The sequence below is a fragment of the Microcoleus sp. AT3-A2 genome (genome assembly GCF_036705685.1).
GTDB lineage: Bacteria > Cyanobacteriota > Cyanobacteriia > Cyanobacteriales > Microcoleaceae > Microcoleus.
Map to the genome: position 1 here is coordinate 52,080 of NZ_JAUBVF010000001.1, position 19,949 is coordinate 72,028.

Here is a 19,949-nt window from a genome sequence, read left to right on the forward strand (position 1 = left end):
CTCCCCCTTTAGTCCAGGGTAATCTGCTATCCACCTATCCCCCTTGCTAAAAGTGGAACTAAAAAAGTTGTTTTCGGTATTTCTGCGGAATTTTTGTGAAGTTTAGAGCAATGTTGCTGATAAGCATTGGCAAAGCCAGTCTTAGGTTCAAAGTTAGTGCAACCGATCGCCTCTTCAGTACCAGCAACGCACGGGTATACTGTAAAGGTGAGGCGGTAGTCGTTAGTAACAAAATCGCAATAACAAGGAATTGGATATAAGCGCTTGATTTGATGCACTCCTTCTGGCAATGTTACGGACAGACTCCACAAAAATAATCAAAGTGGCAATACATAAATATTAGAAAAAGACAGTCATAAACCACCCAAATACATAGCTTTAGCCACCAACAAGAAGGTAGCGACACCCAGCAAAACTAGGCGGATGCCCAAGATGGTGGTCGTTTTGTCTGCGTCTTCCCATGTGTAGTCAAAGAAAGAAGTTCTTGCTTCGAGGGTTGCTGGCCCTTTGAGCGAGTGAAAGATACCGCCGAAGCCGAGAAAGGCTGAGCTGATTAGGTGAATCGCGCCAACGGCGAAGTACGGGTCAGTATTGACAATTTTGCCTCCCGCACCCCTGCCCAAGCCGAGCCTGGCTAGGTTTGGCAACAGGATTAAGCCTTGTTTGTACATGGGCAATTCTGGATTAAAGCGGGAAAGCTCCAATAGGGTATAGGCTCCCGCCCAGAAGACGATGAGGCCGGCGTGGGCGACGTGGGTACTGAGCAAACGGCCGGAAAGGTTGATTAAGCAGGCGTTGCCGACCCACCTGGGAAATGATTTTCCTTCGGCTGGGAAGGATTTTGCCATGCTGGTCACGGCGATTTACCTCTTGAGAAAGATGTCAGGGGAGTTTTCAGCGATTGCAGGTTATTGATATAGATAATCAACAATTTTAGGAGTTTCGTCAAGGGGTATTTGAGAAAAATTTTCACTGATTTGAGTTCAGGTATGTAAATCAGTAGGAAAAAACATCGTTAGATCACGATTATGACTGTTTTTGGGGCTTGAGCGGAATTGGGCTTCTCGTTAGCAAAAATAGCAGCTAAAGGAATACCTCTAAATTTATTGATAAATAATATTATTAGTAGTATTATGGTTAGAGTATTGTTTAAGTAGCTATCCAATCTTCTCGGAAAAGACAAGGTGAAAAAAGAAATCCGGTACTTTCCTACGGGCAAGCTTCTCTAAAAGTAGGGTTAGAGGGGGTGCGGGATTGCTTTTTTCCGAATCAAGAGAGTTAATGCCTACTTGTTGACATATTCATCTCAAACTCCAAACAACCAAGCCTGAGAGCAAATGCTCTCAGGCTTTTCCAGCAGAGGAATTATTAACTGCTTGTTGTATCTGGCGCGCTAGCTCAAGCAGAGGATTTGGTTTCTTCAGCTACTTGTTCGTTGTTAGGTAACTCCAGGCAATAACCAGCCCCGTATACGGTTTTGATGTACCGAGGATGGCGGGGATCTGGTTCCATCTTGGTTCTCAGGTGTCTGATGTGTACACGAATAGTTTCGATGTCGTCGTCGGGGTCGTAACCCCACACTTCTTTGAGAATTTCGCTGGGAGAGACTGTCTGACCGTGGCGCTGAAGCAAGCAGTGCAGCAACTCAAACTCTAGGTGGGTCAGTTTGACTGTCTGAGTGTACCAAACAGCTTCAAACCTTTCGGGGACAAGGGTTAGCGGGCCGTAATTCAGAATTTCGGAGTGTTTGGCAGCTTGGGGGATGCGGTCTGTGCGCCTTAGTAGAGCTCGCACTCGGGCTAGCATCTCTTCTAGTTCAAAGGGTTTGGTCAGGTAGTCGTCGGCGCCGGAGTTGAAGCCTTCTACTTTGTCTTGAGTTTGACTTAAGGCTGTCAACATCAAGACGGGAATGTCTGAGGTGCGATCGTCACGCCGCAAACGCTGACATACGGTGAATCCGTCTACTCTAGGCAGCATCAGGTCTAGCATGATCAGGTCGGGGAGCAGTTGTATGGCTAGTGCCTGACCTTTGATGCCGTCTTCTGCCTGGGTGACTTCATAGCCAGCCATTTCTAGGTTGACGGCTACGAGTTCGGCGATCGCCGCGTCATCATCAATAACAAGTATCCGGGGCATCATTATTTATCTCACCGCTAACCGAATGGGGAAGGCTATAGCCTTCTGGGGGTTCCAGGTAACTTTAACAAGCAATTTTTTAATTTTAAGCTTCATTTAAGAATTATAAGGTTGATTAAGACCTTTTTGAGCTATGTAAAAATTGTTGTATTAATTATAAGCGCCTTCAGTCGGTATCAGAAAGACTGTTCGCCAGAAATCTGGCCTGGAGTAGGTTTTTTGTTTGCGGGCGCGACTTCTGTGGCGACGAGTGATGATGGGATTTGAGATTTTAGAGCCACCCTGCGTTTGTTTGCTCGTAGTGGGTCATCGCCAAAGGTGTCGCTCGGCACCTTTGCGGGCCTGACATTGCCAATTCTGCTCTCTGCAAGTTACATATTTTCGACGATCGCCCACTCTACGACTTGTGATTTATAAAGTTGGTGAGGTTGAGAAAAATTTTGTTTTTTTTGAGGGTTAGCCCTTGCTTTTTTTAGCTCTTGACTGTATTATTAAATAATAGAAATCTAACTATAGCAATCCGATCTGAGTCTCACAACACAACGCCCTCTTGTCTTCCTAGACTTCTTGTATAGCAAGACTTTCAGATTTTACAGAGCGAGAAAATCACTTAGGATTGCTATATTTATTTTAAAAAAATTCACTATTCCCATTATTAAATAATATCATACAAATGTCAAAGATTCCATCCCAAACCCCTAAAATTTTGGGCCGATTTTGGAAAATAAGGCAATTTTTTTGGTACCTCAGAAGCAGTGAAAGCAGTGAAATAAGCTGTAACAATAGCCGACAGCACTACTGAGAAAGAGTTGATTTTTGAGCTGGCTGAGTATTTTTGCTGGGAACAGTCGCCTTAGAGCCTAATTTTTGGAAATAAAGACCGCCGACGGTGGCTAAGAATATTGTGTAAGCGGCTGCTTGGACGAGATAAAGTCGATCTCTGTATCCAAAGAGTGCTTTAAGAAGCACTCCGGGAAATTGTCGATCGGGCAAAATTTCCGCTGCATTCCACACCATAGGCCCTAAAATACAAGAGTGGACTGGTGCTAGGCGATCGTAATAAAAACAAATCGCTGCATACTTGCTATTCATCTGCGACAAAATCCCCGCGGCTTGGTCAAAATGCTTGAGTGCAGATACTGCCAAACCTGCCACGATTAACAACAACAAAATCCCCATAAACTTGAAAAACAGGCGGATATCAATTTTGACACCCCACTTGAACAGTAGCGCGCCAATGATTGCCGCCCCAGTCAAACCGCCCAAAGCACCTAAAGCAGGAGTTAAACCTTGTTGAAATTGAGCGCTGACAAATATAACTGTTTCAAAACCTTCGCGCAGTACGGCAATAAAAATCAAGCCAAATACGCCCCAGCCGGCATTGCTATTTTCTGTCAAAGCTGCTGTAACTGCTCCTTCAACTTCTGCTTTGAGAAAGCGAGCTTGCTGAGTCATCCAAATTAGCATCCAGCTTAGCATTGCGATCGCCACAATGCCCAACACGCCCTCTAATAGCTGTTTAATTACTGGTGCGTAAGGCTGCTCTGATGTTGATAGTGCTGCCAGCAATCCATTGAATAGAACACCCACAAAACCGCTAGCAGCAATGCCGGCTGCGATACCTGCATAAACCCAAGAATTGAGGTGACTTTGCTCGGCTTTTTTGAGGCAAGCTAGTACAATTCCGACGACCAAGGCGGCTTCTACGCCTTCGCGCAGGGTAATTACAAAAGTTGGTATGGCTTCACTAAAATTCATTTTTTATAATCATGGGGCATTGGCCTAGGGCATTTGTCATTGGTCATTGGAAATAACCAATAACCAATAACGAATAACAACTAACTAATGATTAAATCAACTATAATCCCGAAGCATTTTTTTCAGTTCTACTTGGTGCAATTCTTCTTGTCCAATTAGATTGCGGGCATATTCTTCCAAATAAACGCTGGAGTCTGTCACGACTTCAAGTAAAGATTTATACTTTTTGAGCGCTTTTTTCTCGTGATTTAGACTTTCTTCCAACAAGTCTTTCACGGCGTGTTTGTAGGTTTCTTCGATGGGAGCAATTTTCTGACTGGGATGCCCCTCTAAACCGGTGAGAATTTCCCCTGCTTGTTGGGCGTGGAGTAGGGATTCCGTTGCTTGTGCTTTAAAAAACTGCACGATGGGAATCCGGTTTGGCCCAGTCACCATTAGTGCATAGTGAGTGTAGCGCACGACACCTGCTAGCTCCCATTCCATGATGGTGCATAGCAGTTCCTGAGTTTTTTTTTCGTCAAGTTCTTTCATTTGTTGTTTTAGATGTAGAATGCCTTAGAGGGCGCTGTTTATAATATCACATTTAAGTTAAAAATGAAAAGTAAGGTGCTGATGGCGCACCTTACCGGATATAGATGTTGTATGTGAGTTAGGGGTTAACTTCTAAGGTTCCAGTAGGAGCAAACACTACAGTAAACTTAGCGACTGGTGCTGCACTGTTACTGCTGCTAGTTTCGGAAGATTTCAGCAGATTTGGCAAAGGAGTTTCTTGGGTGTAATCCTTGGCTGGTTGATTGAGTGGCTCGAAATTGCCGATCGCCCCATCTTGACTTGTACTGACTCGATAGACTAGATTTTGATTGAACGTAGGGCTAGTTTGCCAACTTTGATCAATGCGATCGTAGACTTTTAGAGCTAGCTCATCTAGTTTTACGCGATCTGTAATTTCTGCTGTCTGATTTGTTCTATCCACCGCCTGAACTTCCTGCTGGTCTGCTGATACAGGTACAGCTTGGACAGTCTTATCTGTAGGGCTACTTGCAATAGCCGTTTCAGTAGACGTATTAGTGAAAGGTACAACCTTTGGAGACTTGTCAGGCAGCTTTTTTTGGCTGTCAACCGCTAAATAGGAATTATTTGCAGCCGGAAGCGCACTGCTACTGGCAATAGCTGGTTGGGCCAGCCCCTTAGCAACAGCATTAGCAACAGCATTAGCGGGATTTTGCCCCTCGATTGTGAAAGACTTGACGTGAAAGCCGCGAAACTTTTCTTTTTGGCTAACGCGCCACATTGCGATGGGAAAAGTCATAAAGAAAAGAGTTAAAACTCCGACGCTAACCCAAACTATTTTGTGCATCTCCCTGGCTGGGATCGGCTTATTTTTTGCGTCCATTATCAAACCTCACATTACTTAAGTTAACGGCAAATAGGGAAAGAGAGGATGCCAGCACATAGCTGTGGCAGCAACCAACAAAGCAAACATCCAGAAAAATATGGTGCGGCTTTTAATGTTCTTATTCTTCCACAGAGTATGGAGAATTGCCCAACTGATCAGCCAACCCACAAGCAACATAGTTTCTTTGCCTGTATAACTGCCGATATTTCCCCACAATTCGCTATCTGTCTTGCTTCCGGGAATCCAAGTACCGAGATTCCAAACAATTTTTTCTGTGGCTTTCGATGTGTCTGACAAGTGGTGAGTCACCATCATTGTAAAACAACCAATTGCTGCACTAATTACTGCGGCTGCTGCCGGCCCGGAAACACTAGGTGCTGTTTCCGATCCTTCAGCTAAACCGCTGGGAAAGTGTTTTAATTTAGTCCAAAATTTCCCGTAAACAGGTTCATTACCCGCATAATTTTGGCGGGATAATTGTCTAGTCATTTCAAAAATCTCCTAAGTTTGGGAATCGGTAATTAGCCAGCGCCACTACTTTCAAATAACTATTAACCACTGACTATAGAGCGTGAATTTTAGCAACACCAAGTCCGCTCACCATGCCGCCCATTGCGAAAAACATGATTGCCATCAAAGCCACGCAGGTAGCGGTTAAAACTGGGCGATTTTGCTTTTCTAAAATCGAGTTGCCGTAGTTCCACAAAATCCACGCACAAGCTACTGTTAAAGGCAATGTAAACAGCACGCTAAATTCGTGATATTCCATCAAAACGTACTGCGCTAGAGGAGAGTTTTCTTTCAGCGCTGCTCTAGCTCCGCCGAAATCTATGCCTGCTCGATACCGCATATAAGCCCAATTGCCAGTAGCAATGGCTAAAAAACTCAAAAGAGTTGACCAAAAGGCTAATGTACGCATTTGTGGCAAGATTTTAGGGACACCTCTCAACAAGGGAAAAGCCAAATGTCCTGTATAAACCATTACCACTAATGCCAACATTGCGCCCATGCCGTGAATGGTTCCCATCCACCGCTGCCAAGGGCTTGGATGCAGTAGGTTAACTAAAGGTAAAAACAGAAATAAACCAGCGGATAAAAAGCTAAGTCCGTAGACAGAAACTTGAGCGATATCTAACTGTTTGGGAAATTCAGATGGAACTAAATCGGTAGTTGAGTCTTGGGTTGAGTGCTGCACCACTGGCAAACATCCTGTAGGTTGTGCGGAAAATTACTTGAGAATAAGTGCATTAGTATTTTGAGTTTCTTGATAATGCAGCTCGTGGGGTCGTTGATCGCACATTGGCACGATCGACAACCGCAAACATACTGCTAACTATATAAATTAGCAATAATTTAGACTTTTTAGTTTCTCTAACACGCAATACTTGGGCTGTGACTAGCTATCTGCTAATTTCACTGCTGCGCTCGTCAAAAACTTAATGCTATTTATTCTCAAGAGTTGAGAATAAAACCAATGAGAGATTTTCAGTATATTCTTTATATTTTTTTAATATTCTTGCTTGAGCTTGACGGTGAATACAATTTGGCAGTTGAATCTGTAAACAAACATTGATAATTCTTATCAAAAAGCTTGAATGTGGGGGGGGTCGGTAAAATATCCGAATAATTCTTCAGGATTATTTAATGTTACATTTCTCATCCTCAAAACTCTGGCTGGGAAGCCCGAATCTATATCGAGTAAGCGATCGCCCGCCGCAAATCCCCCGATCGCTCGAACCCATTAATGCCCCCAGAGGGGGTTTTAAATTTTTGTAAAAAATAGTTGACTAAAGAGTTGGAACTTCTCTCGTTTGGGATAGATAGATGCACATACCTGATGGTTTCCTTTCACCGCCAGTAGCCATTGCCACCGGCATAGCAAGCGCAGCAGTAATTGCAGTTGCCCTAAATAAAACCCGCGCCAGTCTTGGACTTCGACAAGCCCCAATCATGGGCTTAACTACAGCTTTCGTGTTTGCAGCCCAGATGATCAACTTTCCCGTAGCTGGCGGCACCAGCGGTCACTTGTTGGGAGGGGCGCTCGCATCCGTCGTTTTGGGGAGTCCTTGGGCGGCAACTTTAGCGATGAGTACAGTTTTTATAATTCAGAGCGTCTTGTTTGCCGACGGGGGCATCACCGCCTTGGGAGCCAATATTTTTAACATGGGGCTAGTTGGCATTTGGGTTGGCTGGTGGCTGTTGCAGCCATTGCAGCAACTTTTGGGAGGTTCCAGAAATCGTTTGCCCCTAGCTGCAGGTATCGCCGCTGGCCTCAGCGTCGTGGCTGCTTCAATTTGTGTGGCGATCCAATTGGCAATTTCTGGAACAGTAGCGCTCAATATCGCATTGCCAGCAATGGTAGGGGTACATATTTTAATTGGGATTGGCGAAGGGGTAATTACAGGTGGCGTTTTAACTTATCTCGTCAAAGTGCGGCCGGATTTACTGCCGGGAGAACAGCCACAATTGCAGAAATGGGTAGTGCCAGTAATCGGAGTTTTATTAATTTCGGGGGTGCTTTCGCTGTTTGCTTCAAGTTGGCCTGACGGGTTAGAAGCGGTAGCCGAAAAACACGGCTTTAAAGATAAAGAAGCTGTGGCGATCGAAAACCCTACTCCTTTAGCAGATTACACAGTTAAAGGATTAGAAGAACAGCCTATTGGTACTAGCATTGCTGGACTTTTAGGCTCTGCATTCAGCTTCGGTGCGGCGTTTGGCATTGCTCAGTTGGTGGTAAAACCTAAAGATGTCTAAACTCTCCATACCTTTTCGATTGCGGCTGTCTTTGACAATTGTCATCGGCATTGGTTTTATGAAGACTGGTGCTTGGCTGTGGCTGGGAATTTATGGGGCGATCGCACTTTTTTGGTCGTTTTGGCTCAGGGCTCCGGTGCGAACCCTAGCGCAACTATTGGGAGCAGAATTGCTTTTTCTCTCTTTATTAGTGCTGCCCCAAGGTTGGGAACGCGCCAGTTTTCTGTTGCTGCGTTCCCTAATTTGCCTGCTAATTATGAACAGTTTTCTGCTAACTTTACCACCCCACAGTTTCGGAATCGCCCTCAAAGGATTACCCCTACCAGCAGGTTTGCAAGAGATTGTACTTTTAACAGGACAATACTTAGAAATCCTGCTGGCAGAAGTCAACCGCATGAAAATATCTGCCCAACTCCGGGGCTTGTCCGGCACCGGAGGATGGCTGCGTTACGCCAGCGCTTCCATGATCGGAGCGCTTTATTTGCGAAGTCTCGATCGGGCAGAAAGAGTACACGCAGCCATGCTAATTCGCGGCTATCAAGGAGCTTTACCTGCTGACTCAAAATCAACACCAAAAGAGCGACTCTGGCTGAAAGTAGCAATTTTAATGGCAGCCGGATTAACAATAGCTTCTTATGGTAAGTGGTAATTTAGAAGGGGCAATTGGTAATTGGTAACTGATTCATTCATGCCTCTACCTTTTGCCTTCTCCCTTCCCCTCTCTGCGGTCTCTGTGTTCTCTGCGGTTAAATACTCTTAATCCTAAAATCGAGGCAAATAAAAATTGACTAAACTCAAATCCGTGCCAACAATTGAAGTAGAAAATTTAGTATTCGGATATCCCCAACAAAAACCAATATTACGGGGAATTTCTTTTACTTTGCAACCGGGAGAAAGAGTTGCTCTACTCGGTCTGACAGGTGCTGGTAAAAGCACTTTGCTCGAAAACTTGATCGGATTAAAAATGCCTCAATCGGGCGAGATTAGAGTGCAGGGAAAAAAGTTGGAAGAGGCGACTTTATCGCAGGCGCGGAGGCAGATTGGATTTTGCTTTCAAGATGCTAACGACCAGCTATTTATGCCGACTATTTTAGAGGATGTCATGTTCGGCCCCCGCAATTACGGAGTGCCGCCGGGAGTTGCGCGCGATCGAGCTTTATCGCTATTAGACGAATTTGGTTTAGTAGAATTTGCCAACCGTTCGGCCCACGAACTTTCAGGAGGCCAAAGAAGATTAGCAGCCTTGGCAGCCATTTTAGCATTAGACCCAGCAATTTTAATCTTAGATGAGCCGACGAACGGACTCGATCCCTCGTGGCGGCGTCACTTGGCTAAGGTTTTGTCCCAATTGCCGATCGAGGTAATTTTGATCGCTTCTCACAATTTGAATTGGATTGGGAAAACGACTCAAAGGGCGTTAGTTTTGGCGGATGGTGAGATTAAAATTGACCGAAAAACCCAAGATTTGCTGGCAGATAAATCAACTCTAGAATATTACAATTTGCCGCCAGATTGGTAATCAACCATTGGTCATTAGTCATCACAGAAAGCAGTCATAACAAACCACAAGCTATCGTAACGATTGGGTGGCAATCACAGGCAATATATATCTGTAATTACAGCTCGAATTTGCTGAGGGCTTCATTGTACAGATGAATAGCTAAATCGCGCAGAATTTGTTCGTTTTGGAACTCACTTCCTAACTTCTGTTTTGCCATTTGAACACACATTTTCATCAACTCTGACGAACTTTCGATGTGAAGCGCGATCGCCCTTTGTTTTTGGCCAAACCCGACCTCGATTTCCGCCAGCCTTTTCACCGATTGACAATTCGCCGATTGCTCTAAATTAGCCGCCATTTTTTCCTGCTTTCTCCTTTGGACTTCCTCGGAAAAACCCGCAGCAATGAGCCCCGCAGGTAACGCAAAAATTCCGATTCCCAAAAATGCTAATATTGCTCCTAAAAGTTTCCCTAAAGGAGTGATTGGATAAATATCACCGTAACCGACAGTAGTTAAGGTCACAACTCCCCACCACATTGCATCGGGTATGCTCGCAAAAGTTTCTGGATGCGCCTCATTTTCAACAAAATACATGACGCTAGAGGCAAATATTAACAGAATAAAAACTGCAAATGCAGTGGCAATTAACTCCTCTTTTTTAGCGTACAATACTGCTGCCAGAGTTCTGAGTGACTGAGAATAACGGCTCATTTTTAGCAACCGTAACAAGCGCAGGACACGAATTAAATTAACGAAGTTTAAACTAGGAAAGAACAGCAAAAAGTAAAAAGGTAAGATGGAAATTAAATCTATCAAACTTAGGGGTGTAAGAGCATATCTCAATCTTCCCCAAAGCGGGTGGATGTATCTGCGATCGACTGTGGACACCCACAGCCTTAAAATATATTCTATTGTAAATACTAAGGAGGAAACAATTTCGATGTTTGCCAAAAAGGATGTGTGTTCTGGCGACAATGTGGGCGAAGTAGAAGCAATGAAAGCTGCGACGTTGATCAGAATTAAACAAGATATGAAAATATCATCTGCTAAACTGTATAAATTGCTTGAATCTGAGGTTTCTAAAATTTCATAAATTATAGTTTTGATTTTTCTACGCATCTGAGTTTGTCCTAAATTTTTAGCAATTAACGATCGCGCTTGACTACAGTATAAGCAATTAAATTCCAAAAATTAAGCAGGAGTTGCCCTCAAACTAAAAATTTGGTGTCTTCAGAGATCTCTTGTTACGAAACTCAATATTTCTCATGGAAAGTGGGTTGTTTGGGGCAACGGCGCTCTAGTAAAATTTAGAGTTAATCTGGAAAAAATTTCCAACTATTACTGGATTTGCAGGCAAAAATCATGAAGGTAGCCGTATTTAATACCAAATCCTACGATCGCACTTTTCTGGAAGCAGCGAATGTCGGCGGCAAACACGATTTAGTTTTTTTTGAACCACGTCTGAACCTGGAAACCAGCGTTTTGGCTGCTGGATTTCCGGCCGTCTGCGCGTTCGTGAACGACTCCTTGGACGCGAAAACGCTGCTTGCCATTGCCGAAAAAGGCGTCCGCTTGCTGGCCCTGAGATCCGCAGGATTCAATCACGTCGATTTAGCAGCAGCGAAGGATTTAAATCTAACTCTCCTCCGAGTTCCTGCTTATTCTCCCTACGCAGTGGCCGAACACGCAGTCGCCATGATTTTGTCTCTCAACCGCAAAATCCACCGGGCATACAACCGCGTCCGCGAAGGCAATTTCGCCCTAGATGGCCTGTTGGGTTTCGACCTTCATGGTAAAACGGTGGGAATCGTCGGAACAGGCAGAATTGGCGCAATTACTGCCCAAATTCTGCACGGATTCGGGTGTCGCCTGCTGGGATACGATGTTTACCAAAACCCAGATTGCCTCGCCATAGGCATGGAATACGTCGCACTCCCGGAACTATTCGCCGCCTCTGATATTGTCAGTCTCCATTGTCCGCTGATACCGGAAACTTACCATTTGATCGGTGCAGAGGCGATAGAGCAAATGAAACCGGGGATGATGCTGATCAATACCAGCCGCGGTCAGTTGATTGACACTAAAGCTGTTACCAAAGCACTAAAGTCTGGTATAATTGGCTACCTCGGTTTAGATGTGTACGAACAAGAGACGGATCTGTTTTTTGAAGATTTGTCAAATCACGTCATCCAAGACGACGTTTTTCAGCGTTTGCTGACTTTCCCCAACGTCCTGATTACCGGACATCAAGCTTTCTTCACCGAGGAAGCTTTGAAAAATATCGCCGAAACCACGATCGGCAATATCACCGACTTTGAACAAGGACGCCCTTGCCCGAATCAAATCGACCTCGATCAAGTGAAAAAATGAGTCAAAAGAGCGATTTGGCAACGAGGGAAATTGTTTAAAATCAAGTCATATCGTTATTTTTGCTTGCAATTTGTGAAACTCTGCCTTAGTCTCATCAATTAGTCCCTGCAGCGCGGATGCTGTGCTAATTGCCGGACAATTATACTGGCAGCAATTCACAGCCTGCAATTTTACCTGACAACGGAGGAAGTATCCAATGACACAAGCTAACTTTTCGGACGAGACACAAACAATCACTGATGTCGTGACAGTAGATCTGGTGGAGGACAAACCGGGGGTCATGACTACAGTGACAACCACAGAAACACCGACGAGCCAGTTCCAAGATATTAAAGACCAAGTTATTACAATTTTGTCGGAGCTTCCAGCCTATCTCTCCAATTTTTTTGCTGACTACCAAAAGCCCCTCATAACTGTTGGTTTAATTCTGGCAGGCGGTATTAGTATTAAGGTAATGCTGGGAGTTTTAGGTGCTCTTAATGATGTCCCTTTGGTAGCTCCAATTTTTGAGTTGATTGGCATGGGATATACGGGTTGGTTTGTTTACCGCTATCTGCTCAAGGCTTCCGATCGCCAAGAGTTGTTAACGGAAATTGATTCTTTAAAAGAACAAGTTGTAGGTAAAGATTCTTAGAGGAAGTCATTAGTCATTAGTCATTAGTCATTAGTTAGTGGTTATACCAATTTTAAAAAAGAATGCAACAGTGGAGATCCCCCCTAGCCCCCCTTGAAAAGGGGGGGACAAGAGTTAATCAAAGTCAACCCCATACTCCCCTTTTTAAGGGGAATTTAGGGGGATCTCCCTACTGTTGCATAACTTTGGAGAATTGGTATTATTTGTGAGGCTATACCAATAACCGATAACAAGTAACCAGCAACCAATGCCCAATGCCCAATGCCCTGGGAAGGCCAATGCCCAATGCCCAATGCCCAATGCCCAATCTTAATTTGGATGGCACACTTGTTGCAAAGTGGCGGTAAAGTCGGGGTAGGAAATGGCAGCAGCTTCTGCCCGGTGAATGTTAGTAATACCTGTGGCGTTGAGGGCTGCGATCGCCAAACTCATCGCTATTCTGTGGTCGGTGTAGCTGTCAACATCCGCGCCGATCAAAGGAGTTCCCCCAGTAATTTCTAAACCGTCGGGTAACTCGGAAATTTTGGCTCCCATGCGGTTGAGTTCGGCAGCAGTCACGGCCAGCCGATCGCTCTCTTTGACTCGCAACTCGGCCGCATCTCGAATTATTGTAGTACCCGATGCAAAGATCGCCGCTACGGCCAAAATCGGGATTTCGTCAATCAGTCGGGGAATTAAGTCGCCAGCAATGGTGCATCCCCGCAATTGGCCGGAACTGCGAACCAAAATATCCGCTACCGGTTCCCCAGCCGCCTCTCGCTGATTTTGCAGTTCAATGTCGGCCCCCATCATCTCCAAAGCTTCCAAAATGCCTGTACGAGTTGGGTTGACGCCGACATTTTCGACGACGATCTCCGAACCCGGGACGATCGCCCCAGCAACTAGCCAAAAAGCCGCCGAACTAATATCCCCCGGTACAATCACATTCTGCCCTTGCAGTTGTGTCGGCCCAGTGACTGTCACGCTACAAGTTTCTGGATCGACGCTCAATTGGGCTCCAAACGCTCGCAGCATCCGCTCGCTGTGATCCCGCGACAGAGCGGGTTCTGTGACTGTAGTTTCTCCGCTTGCCATCAAACCGGCGAGCAATATGCAAGATTTAACTTGAGCCGAGGCGATCGGAGAATGGTAGTGAATCGGTTTTAACTGCTGTCCGAGTATCCCTAAAGGAGCTAAAGAATTACTTTTTCGGCCCCAAATTTGCGCTCCCATTTGTTGCAGCGGTTTAATGACGCGCGACATGGGGCGCGATCGCAAAGAACTGTCACCCGTTACCGCAAAAAAACGCCCCGGATGAGAGGCTAAAATTCCCAACATCAGCCGCATCGTTGTGCCGGAATTACCTGCATCCAAGACATCCACAGGCTCCTCTAACTCGCCAATTCCGACGCCCCGGACTGTCACCCGTTCCGCGTTGAGTTCAGAAACTTTGGCTCCCAGGAGCGAGAAACATTTAGCCGTGCTGCGGGGGTCTTCTCCTAGGAGTAGTCCCTCAATTGTCGTTTCACCTTGGGCGATCGCACCCAACATCAAAGCTCGGTGAGAAATCGACTTATCGCCCGGAACTCGAATCCTCCCGACCAGCGACAAGCCCGATGCCGGTTTTTGAATTCTTAAAGTTTGGCTTTTGTCAAGAAGCGTAGTAGTTATAATGTCAGCTTGCATTGAGATAAACTAGGATTGGATGGCGTTAGCTATCCTACCTTTTTCCCAGTCCTAAGTCAGTTGTCTTTTGTACGGCCTGCGGGTTTTTTCCCAATGTGTCCGGTTAACTTAAAGCCTGATAAAACTCGCCCAGAGACTCCGCTGTCAGTTATCGATGACACGGGAGTGCGGACGCAACGGCACGGATTTCACATTAATTTCACATTAATTTCACAAATATTATCCGTGTATATGCTTAGATTTCATGTCCAGCTCTGAGTTATCGACCAGATGATTGAATTTTGACTAAACAATTTTCGATTTTCGATTGCCAGTTGTAGATTTTTCATTTTTTTAAGCAAAAGCTCCGGAATTTGGAACCCAGCTAATCTAAAATCTAAAATCTAAAGCCTAAAATCTCAAATCTCAAACCGCCCGATCCACAACAACTCCTAAACTTTTATTTATGCTGACGCATCACCGCAAGCCTGTAAGTTTATCGCTCGTATCCACTGATTTACCATTGTGGTCAGTTGTTGAAACCGCTGGTACGCTTTATCAAAAAGACCGCGATCGCTTTCACTTGTTGTTGCATGAACCAGCCATCATCGATCGCCAATTTTCCGACGACTCCGACGCATCTGCCGAGCCAGTTACAATCTTGCCCCCAACTACAAAACCCCGGTTGCTCTGGCTAGAAGTTTCGCCCTATCGAGTCATTATGACGATGCAAGGAAACGGCAAATACAGTTACCGCCACTGCTGGGAACGAGGAATGTACGGCCTGAGCCGTTATTGGCTTCAGGGCGAATCGCTGGCGACTCCCGAACAGTTGCGACTCCGCAACTTCACTCGCAACTTGACGCTGACAGGAACGCCAGAACCGGAACACCTGCGGTTAGAATATGAGTTGTGGTCGGAGAAAGTGCAACTCGGTCGCTATATTTTGAATTTAGAAATTCATCACTAAATTGGGTAATTGCAAAGCGGTAGATAGTAGGTGAAGGCGACGCATTCCTCCAATTCATTCACCCCCCGTGGGTTGTTGGGGTTCGCGCGGCCATCTCAAAACTCAAAATTCTTAGCCTTTAGCGATCGCTCTTACAATAATTAATCAGTTTGCTAGTCAAAGCGTCTTGATTTGCGGCTGCTTGATTTGCCTGTTGGCCTGCTCTAATTATATCTGCTTGAGCTGTTTGGATTTGCTCTCGACCTTCTATACTTGTAGAAGCGAGATTGCCAGCCTGAAGACTTTTGCTTATGTCGCCGAGTGCTTGACTAATTTCCTGGAAGGATTTAACCGATGGCTCCTGAATTTCTTTCAGGGTTGGATCTGTTATTCGCAGAGCTTGAAGTTCATTCGCTATCAGGTTCAAATTTTTAGCTAAGTTGTCGGTCGTTGCAGCATCGTTGCTGTCTTTATCAACATCAATGAGAGCGTTGCCTTTGTTGACAATTTCAGTAAATTTAGTACACTGGACAGCTCGGCTCTCGCTGCAACTAATCGTCAGCGTACAGCAAGCAACAACTATCAGCAGGATGGCAATCTGTTTGCGAAAAAAGTACATGAACCCTCGGTTGAAAAAAAAGTAGATTCTGGGATTTTGTCGTAGAGTGCGTCACTCGATTTTCGATTTTCGATTTTCGATTTTCGATTTACTTGCGACATTGAATCAAAGGAGCTGGAACTTTGGTCTAAAATTAGGGATTGTCCACAAGGCGAGTGTACGCGGCACAGTATCCGTTTTTGGGTGTGTCAGCGGGCCGATCGATATATCGACTGTCGAGAAACTTTCGCGGCATTCAGACACACTCTACTAAGCTAAACTACGTACCTGTTTAGGAACTATGGTCAAAAACAGCAATAACCTAAAGAAGGGAAGCATTTGGGGATATCTTACCCTGCTTTTGCCTATTTCCTTGACGGCGGTTGCCAGTTTCGAGTCGGGAAGGATGTTTTGGGCGATCGCCACCACAGCGGGCGTTGCTTTGGCTTACAAGCTCTATCAGCAGCAGCAAAAAAATAAACTCGCTCATTTAGACTCGGTTTTCTATAAGTTGATCAAGGAAAATCAAGGGCGAGTTACGGCTTTGGATTTGGCGATGAATGCGAAACTCCCCGGAGAAAAGGTTCAAGAGTATCTCGACGAACGAGCCTCTGAGTTTGCCGCAGATTTTGAAGTGACGGAACAAGGCGGAATTTTGTATTATTTTCAAATAGCTCCACCTGTCAATCAAAGCGAAACAGCTAATGCGGGAATAGCTGTTCAAGAGCCTCCCACAAATCGGGAAAAAGCACAAGATAAAAAACCAAATTTATTCCCCATTGCTCAAACCAAGACTCCTGAAAAGCCCAAAATCTCTTTTACCCAGACGGAACTCTCCCGCAGGTTCAAAGTTCACGCAACTACGATCGGCAAGTGGAAACTTAAGCCGGAGTTTGCTCAGTGGAGCCGCGAAAAAGACCCGGAGGATCTCGCCTGGGAATATTCTACAGAAAACAAGCGATTTTATCCCAAAGATTGAGTGCCTCCGATATTTGCCAAAATATCTCAAGAAACCCGGTTTATACGACGCTCTGCGCTTAGTAACGAAGAATTTGGCAAGAAACCGGGTGTCTAAGAATTGAGCGCGTCTAGGACTGATTTTACTGCGGTTGACCGATCGACCTGTGTAGGTTATTTTAAGTAAAATCTTCTATAGTTGAGTTTGCCAAATAAAAATCGGTAAATTCGATCGTCCTATCTGTGACTTTTTTCTCCTATGTCCAAAACAACCTTGCGAGTGGTCGCCCGCCTCGTCGCCTTTCCCGACAAAGTAGCAGAACTTAAATCTCTTCTGCTGCTGAGCATTATGGAACCCACTCGCAAAGAAAAAGGCTGCATCAAATACGAACTCCTGCAAAATCAAGCCGATCCCACAGATTTTACGTTTGTTGAAGAGTGGGAAAGTGCAGATTTGCTCGAACTACATCTCGGTTCAACTCACATTCAAGACGCCGTGCAGAAATTAGACGGTTTGGCCGTTGGGCCTCCAGATATCCGTCGCTATGAATTGCTAGCTTAATCGGGTTTTTATAGCAATTTTATTAATGTTTGTGACACACTTTCGATCCCCCCTAACCCCCCCTTAAAAAGGGGGGGACAAGAATTCAGTTTAAATAAAAAAATCATGACATTAGCAACAATAAAACAGTTATTTATTTATCCAATAAAAGGGCTGACGCCACAAGAAATGTCGGAGTTTGCTTTAACCGCAGGACACGGAATTAAGGGCGATCGAGCTTTTGCCTTAATGTTTGCAGATAATCTTGAAGCTGCAAAGATGCCCGCCCAAAATATGCCTTGGATGAGCAAAAAAAATTTTGCTGTCCAAAACGATTGGCCTCTCTTAGCAGCTTTGGAATGTGATTATCAACCGGAAACGGCCGTTTTAACAGTCAAGCGTGAAGGAGTTGCAGTGTTATCAGCAGAAACGAACACAGCAGCGGGGCGCGATCGCATCGGCAGTTTTTTCACCGAATATTTGGCGGCAATTGAACCCACAAAAGAAGCGAGACACCCGCAGTTTGAACCTTTGCAATTAGTCGGTGACACCAGCGGCGAAACTCGTTATCCCGATCGAGAACCCGTACACATTTCTTTACTCAGTCAAGCCACATTAGACCAATTAACAGAAATCGCTGTTCAAAAGATTGATGTGGCCCGATTTCGCCCGAACATTGTGCTAGAAAATATGGCAGCTTGGTCAGAATTTGAGTTGATCGGAAAACAGTTTCAATTAGGCACAGCGCGCATAGAAGTTACAGCACGAATCGGTCGGTGTGTCAATATAGAAGTGAATCCAGAAACGGGCGATCGGGATATTTCCCTACTCAGTTTACTCCAAAAGGAATTCGGTCACGCACAAACAGGAGTTTTAGCCAAAATTATCAACAGCGGCACAGTTAAAATCGGGGATGTTTTGACTTCTGATTAATAAAAAGCAACATTAAGATTGTGAATGCTGCCTAACTTCCTCTACTGATAAACCGAGTGCTTCTGCCACTTGCTGTGTATTCAATCCCATTGCCAACAACCGAGGGATGGCATCCCGCCGTGCTTGGGCTTCTGCACTCAAAGCCTGCTCTGCTAAGGAAGCTCGTTCTGTACCTGTCAGCAGCAAATTGCCCTCGCTGTCCCACCACCGCAGCCACAGCATTGTCTGGTTTTGATAACTGCCTTGCCACAGTCCTAATTCTACGCCCATTGGCGCGATCGGATAATGAGCGCGATCGTTCGGAAGCAACTGCTGGTAAAACCCATTGTTCAGGCTGTAAACCTCCAGCCTGCCACTATTGATTTCATAGATGCCATAATACGGAATCCGCATGATCCGCTCATAGACCCAAAACTTCCCAGGTCTTGGTGCCGATTCGACTTCTGAGTACGATAGCGGCGTTCTGTCTCGCTCTTGTGAACCGTCTCCCGATGCGAACTCCAAAGCAATCATCGGAGCCATGAATTCCCGCCACAGCACGTAAGAGCGACGAATCTGATTTCCTAATGTTGGTGGCACGTTGGACACGTAGAACCAATCAGGAGCTTCTGCTCCCTTTTCAAGCGGGTCTGTTTCTCGCCAATAGATGCCACAGTCTTGCCCTATAGCATATTGCCCATCGGGATGAAGCCCTTGCAATACCGACCCGATAGAATCAGTCAAAATAATGCTCTGGGGATGCTCCTGAAAATTCTTCACAAAAGTGCCGTCTTCCTCTGGCAGTTGAGTGTGGTCGGGGAAGGGAGAGGGAAGGACAATCTTTTCGGTTGCCGGGGTCATGCTACCTCTCAAGTATTGCAGCTTACCTGAATATCTTAACTCATCCTTCTTCCGGCACCCTCACCTTATTACCAATCAAGTTCAGAAAACTCGTTCCAAAATGTTGAACCTCCAAAAAATTAGCATAAGCAGGAGTTGACTTGTAAACTCTAAAAGTCCGCATAATTCCTAAAGTTGCCGCGCTTTCCAGCGGGCCGATAAAGCTAGTATCCCTGTCCAAAAAATGAGACTGCTTAGCCCAGTGTGCCATCTGTTCCGCATTCAAAAAATAGCAGCCGGAATGAGGATTTAAGGCCCGCTCAAAAGCGACTGTTTGTTCCATGATTTTTCCCATTAACTGCCGCTGCTCCTCTACATTTTGAAACGGAGAAGTCGCTGAGTCTGCTAAATCCCCATCAACATATGCTTTAAAAACCGCGCCTTTAGGCGCTATTTCATAGCGATTAGGTTGCAGCAAATTTCCATTTCCCCCGTGATGCGTAAACCACTTTAATTTACTAAAAAACCACGGATCATGCAGCACTAAATCATCTTCCAAATAACAGAAATAATCGTATTTGTTAAGACACGCTCGCAAAACTGCTTGACACTCAAACCCCAACAGCAGCGGTTCGCATTTTGTAGCGTGGTGCATAAAACATCTGGGCTGCACTGGGAGCTGAGGCAACAGATGATAACCTTGAGTAGTGCAAACAACAATGTCAATTTCGTGCTGTTGAGATTGATTTGCTGGGATAGTTGCACATTCGCTAATGTCAATCATGGACTGAGATTTGCCGTACAAAGCTTGCAGCGATGTCACGCAAGCCGTTAAAGCATTTAGTCGTGGTTGCGGATCATTTCGCTGGGAAGCGTGTTTCCCGTCGCCGCTGGGATTGTAAAAGTGAGCAATAGTGAAGAGAATTCGCATTGGTGTGGAGTAACAATTAGAAATTAA

Annotated in this window: 22 protein-coding genes; 9 read left to right on the plus strand and 13 right to left on the minus strand. The window is 45.3% G+C overall.

Features of this window, described 5'->3' with window-relative positions:
- Positions 1 to 26: 26 nt before the first annotated feature.
- The 8 genes from QUB37_RS00240 to QUB37_RS00275 form a co-directional block, all read right to left on the minus strand.
- Complete coding sequence (locus QUB37_RS00240; protein ID WP_333158003.1) at positions 27 to 311, minus strand: hypothetical protein; 285 nt, start codon at positions 309 to 311, stop codon at positions 27 to 29.
- 42 nt (positions 312 to 353) lie between these two features.
- Complete coding sequence (locus QUB37_RS00245; protein ID WP_445299998.1) at positions 354 to 848, minus strand: hypothetical protein; 495 nt, start codon at positions 846 to 848, stop codon at positions 354 to 356.
- Between the two features lie 550 nt (positions 849 to 1,398).
- Positions 1,399 to 2,136, minus strand: a complete 738-nt coding sequence (locus QUB37_RS00250; RefSeq protein ID WP_333158470.1) for a response regulator transcription factor — start codon at positions 2,134 to 2,136, stop codon at positions 1,399 to 1,401.
- Between the two features lie 795 nt (positions 2,137 to 2,931).
- Positions 2,932 to 3,894, minus strand: coding sequence for an FTR1 family protein (locus QUB37_RS00255; RefSeq protein WP_333158004.1), 963 nt, complete (start codon positions 3,892 to 3,894; stop codon positions 2,932 to 2,934).
- Between the two features lie 96 nt (positions 3,895 to 3,990).
- Positions 3,991 to 4,425: a ferritin-like domain-containing protein gene (locus QUB37_RS00260; protein WP_333127201.1), complete on the minus strand. Its 435-nt coding sequence runs from the start codon at positions 4,423 to 4,425 to the stop codon at positions 3,991 to 3,993.
- Between the two features lie 118 nt (positions 4,426 to 4,543).
- Entirely contained in the window at positions 4,544 to 5,287 is a 744-nt protein-coding gene (locus QUB37_RS00265) for a hypothetical protein (protein ID WP_333158005.1), read from the minus strand.
- An 18-nt stretch (positions 5,288 to 5,305) separates the two neighbouring features.
- Positions 5,306 to 5,779: a hypothetical protein gene (locus tag QUB37_RS00270; protein ID WP_333158006.1), complete on the minus strand. Its 474-nt coding sequence runs from the start codon at positions 5,777 to 5,779 to the stop codon at positions 5,306 to 5,308.
- A gap of 73 nt (positions 5,780 to 5,852) precedes the next feature.
- Entirely contained in the window at positions 5,853 to 6,488 is a 636-nt protein-coding gene (locus QUB37_RS00275; RefSeq protein WP_333070590.1) for a hypothetical protein, read from the minus strand.
- Positions 6,489 to 7,114: 626 nt separating this feature from the next.
- Between QUB37_RS00275 and QUB37_RS00280 the strand changes: the two genes are divergently transcribed.
- The 3 genes from QUB37_RS00280 (at position 7,115) to QUB37_RS00290 (ending at position 9,563) form a co-directional block, all read left to right on the plus strand.
- A complete protein-coding gene (locus QUB37_RS00280; protein WP_333158007.1) occupies positions 7,115 to 8,044 on the plus strand; it encodes an energy-coupling factor ABC transporter permease in 930 nt (309 codons plus the stop codon).
- On the plus strand, positions 8,037 to 8,693 hold the full coding sequence (locus tag QUB37_RS00285; protein ID WP_333158008.1) for an energy-coupling factor transporter transmembrane protein EcfT: 657 nt from the start codon (positions 8,037 to 8,039) through the stop codon (positions 8,691 to 8,693). Before QUB37_RS00280 ends, QUB37_RS00285 begins: the two co-directional genes overlap by 8 nt.
- A gap of 135 nt (positions 8,694 to 8,828) precedes the next feature.
- Positions 8,829 to 9,563 carry an ABC transporter ATP-binding protein gene (locus tag QUB37_RS00290; RefSeq protein WP_333158009.1) on the plus strand — a complete coding sequence of 245 codons (735 nt, stop codon included), beginning with the start codon at positions 8,829 to 8,831 and terminating at the stop codon, positions 9,561 to 9,563.
- 97 nt (positions 9,564 to 9,660) lie between these two features.
- Here QUB37_RS00290 and QUB37_RS00295 read toward each other — a convergent pair whose 3' ends face one another.
- A complete protein-coding gene (locus tag QUB37_RS00295; protein ID WP_333158010.1) occupies positions 9,661 to 10,665 on the minus strand; it encodes an ion transporter in 1,005 nt (334 codons plus the stop codon).
- Between the two features lie 243 nt (positions 10,666 to 10,908).
- On the opposite strand from QUB37_RS00295, the gene QUB37_RS00300 reads away from it, so the two are divergent.
- Together QUB37_RS00300 and QUB37_RS00305 are read left to right on the plus strand one after the other, a co-directional pair.
- Entirely contained in the window at positions 10,909 to 11,916 is a 1,008-nt protein-coding gene (locus QUB37_RS00300; RefSeq protein ID WP_333158011.1) for a 2-hydroxyacid dehydrogenase, read from the plus strand.
- Positions 11,917 to 12,112: 196 nt separating this feature from the next.
- A complete protein-coding gene (locus tag QUB37_RS00305) occupies positions 12,113 to 12,550 on the plus strand; it encodes a CAAD domain-containing protein (RefSeq protein WP_333158012.1) in 438 nt (145 codons plus the stop codon).
- 309 nt (positions 12,551 to 12,859) lie between these two features.
- Here QUB37_RS00305 and aroA read toward each other — a convergent pair whose 3' ends face one another.
- Complete coding sequence (gene aroA / locus QUB37_RS00310) at positions 12,860 to 14,215, minus strand: 3-phosphoshikimate 1-carboxyvinyltransferase (RefSeq protein WP_333158013.1); 1,356 nt, start codon at positions 14,213 to 14,215, stop codon at positions 12,860 to 12,862.
- Positions 14,216 to 14,660: 445 nt separating this feature from the next.
- On the opposite strand from aroA, the gene QUB37_RS00315 reads away from it, so the two are divergent.
- On the plus strand, positions 14,661 to 15,164 hold the full coding sequence (locus QUB37_RS00315) for a hypothetical protein (RefSeq protein WP_333158014.1): 504 nt from the start codon (positions 14,661 to 14,663) through the stop codon (positions 15,162 to 15,164).
- A gap of 118 nt (positions 15,165 to 15,282) precedes the next feature.
- On the opposite strand, the gene QUB37_RS00320 is transcribed toward QUB37_RS00315, so the two are convergent.
- Complete coding sequence (locus QUB37_RS00320) at positions 15,283 to 15,762, minus strand: hypothetical protein (RefSeq protein ID WP_333158015.1); 480 nt, start codon at positions 15,760 to 15,762, stop codon at positions 15,283 to 15,285.
- Between the two features lie 280 nt (positions 15,763 to 16,042).
- Between QUB37_RS00320 and QUB37_RS00325 the strand changes: the two genes are divergently transcribed.
- The 3 genes from QUB37_RS00325 to QUB37_RS00335 all read left to right on the plus strand — a co-directional run bounded on the left by QUB37_RS00325 (position 16,043) and on the right by QUB37_RS00335 (position 18,172).
- The gene (locus QUB37_RS00325; RefSeq protein WP_333158016.1) at positions 16,043 to 16,720 is read left to right on the plus strand and encodes a hypothetical protein; all 678 of its coding nucleotides are present in this window, start codon (positions 16,043 to 16,045) and stop codon (positions 16,718 to 16,720) included.
- A 237-nt stretch (positions 16,721 to 16,957) separates the two neighbouring features.
- The gene (locus tag QUB37_RS00330; RefSeq protein WP_333158017.1) at positions 16,958 to 17,260 is read left to right on the plus strand and encodes a putative quinol monooxygenase; all 303 of its coding nucleotides are present in this window, start codon (positions 16,958 to 16,960) and stop codon (positions 17,258 to 17,260) included.
- Positions 17,261 to 17,365: 105 nt separating this feature from the next.
- Complete coding sequence (locus QUB37_RS00335; RefSeq protein WP_333158018.1) at positions 17,366 to 18,172, plus strand: MOSC domain-containing protein; 807 nt, start codon at positions 17,366 to 17,368, stop codon at positions 18,170 to 18,172.
- A 12-nt stretch (positions 18,173 to 18,184) separates the two neighbouring features.
- On the opposite strand, the gene QUB37_RS00340 is transcribed toward QUB37_RS00335, so the two are convergent.
- Entirely contained in the window at positions 18,185 to 19,012 is an 828-nt protein-coding gene (locus tag QUB37_RS00340) for a Uma2 family endonuclease (RefSeq protein ID WP_333158019.1), read from the minus strand.
- 40 nt (positions 19,013 to 19,052) lie between these two features.
- Positions 19,053 to 19,922: a calcium-binding protein gene (locus QUB37_RS00345; protein WP_333158020.1), complete on the minus strand. Its 870-nt coding sequence runs from the start codon at positions 19,920 to 19,922 to the stop codon at positions 19,053 to 19,055.
- Positions 19,923 to 19,949: the final 27 nt, after the last annotated feature.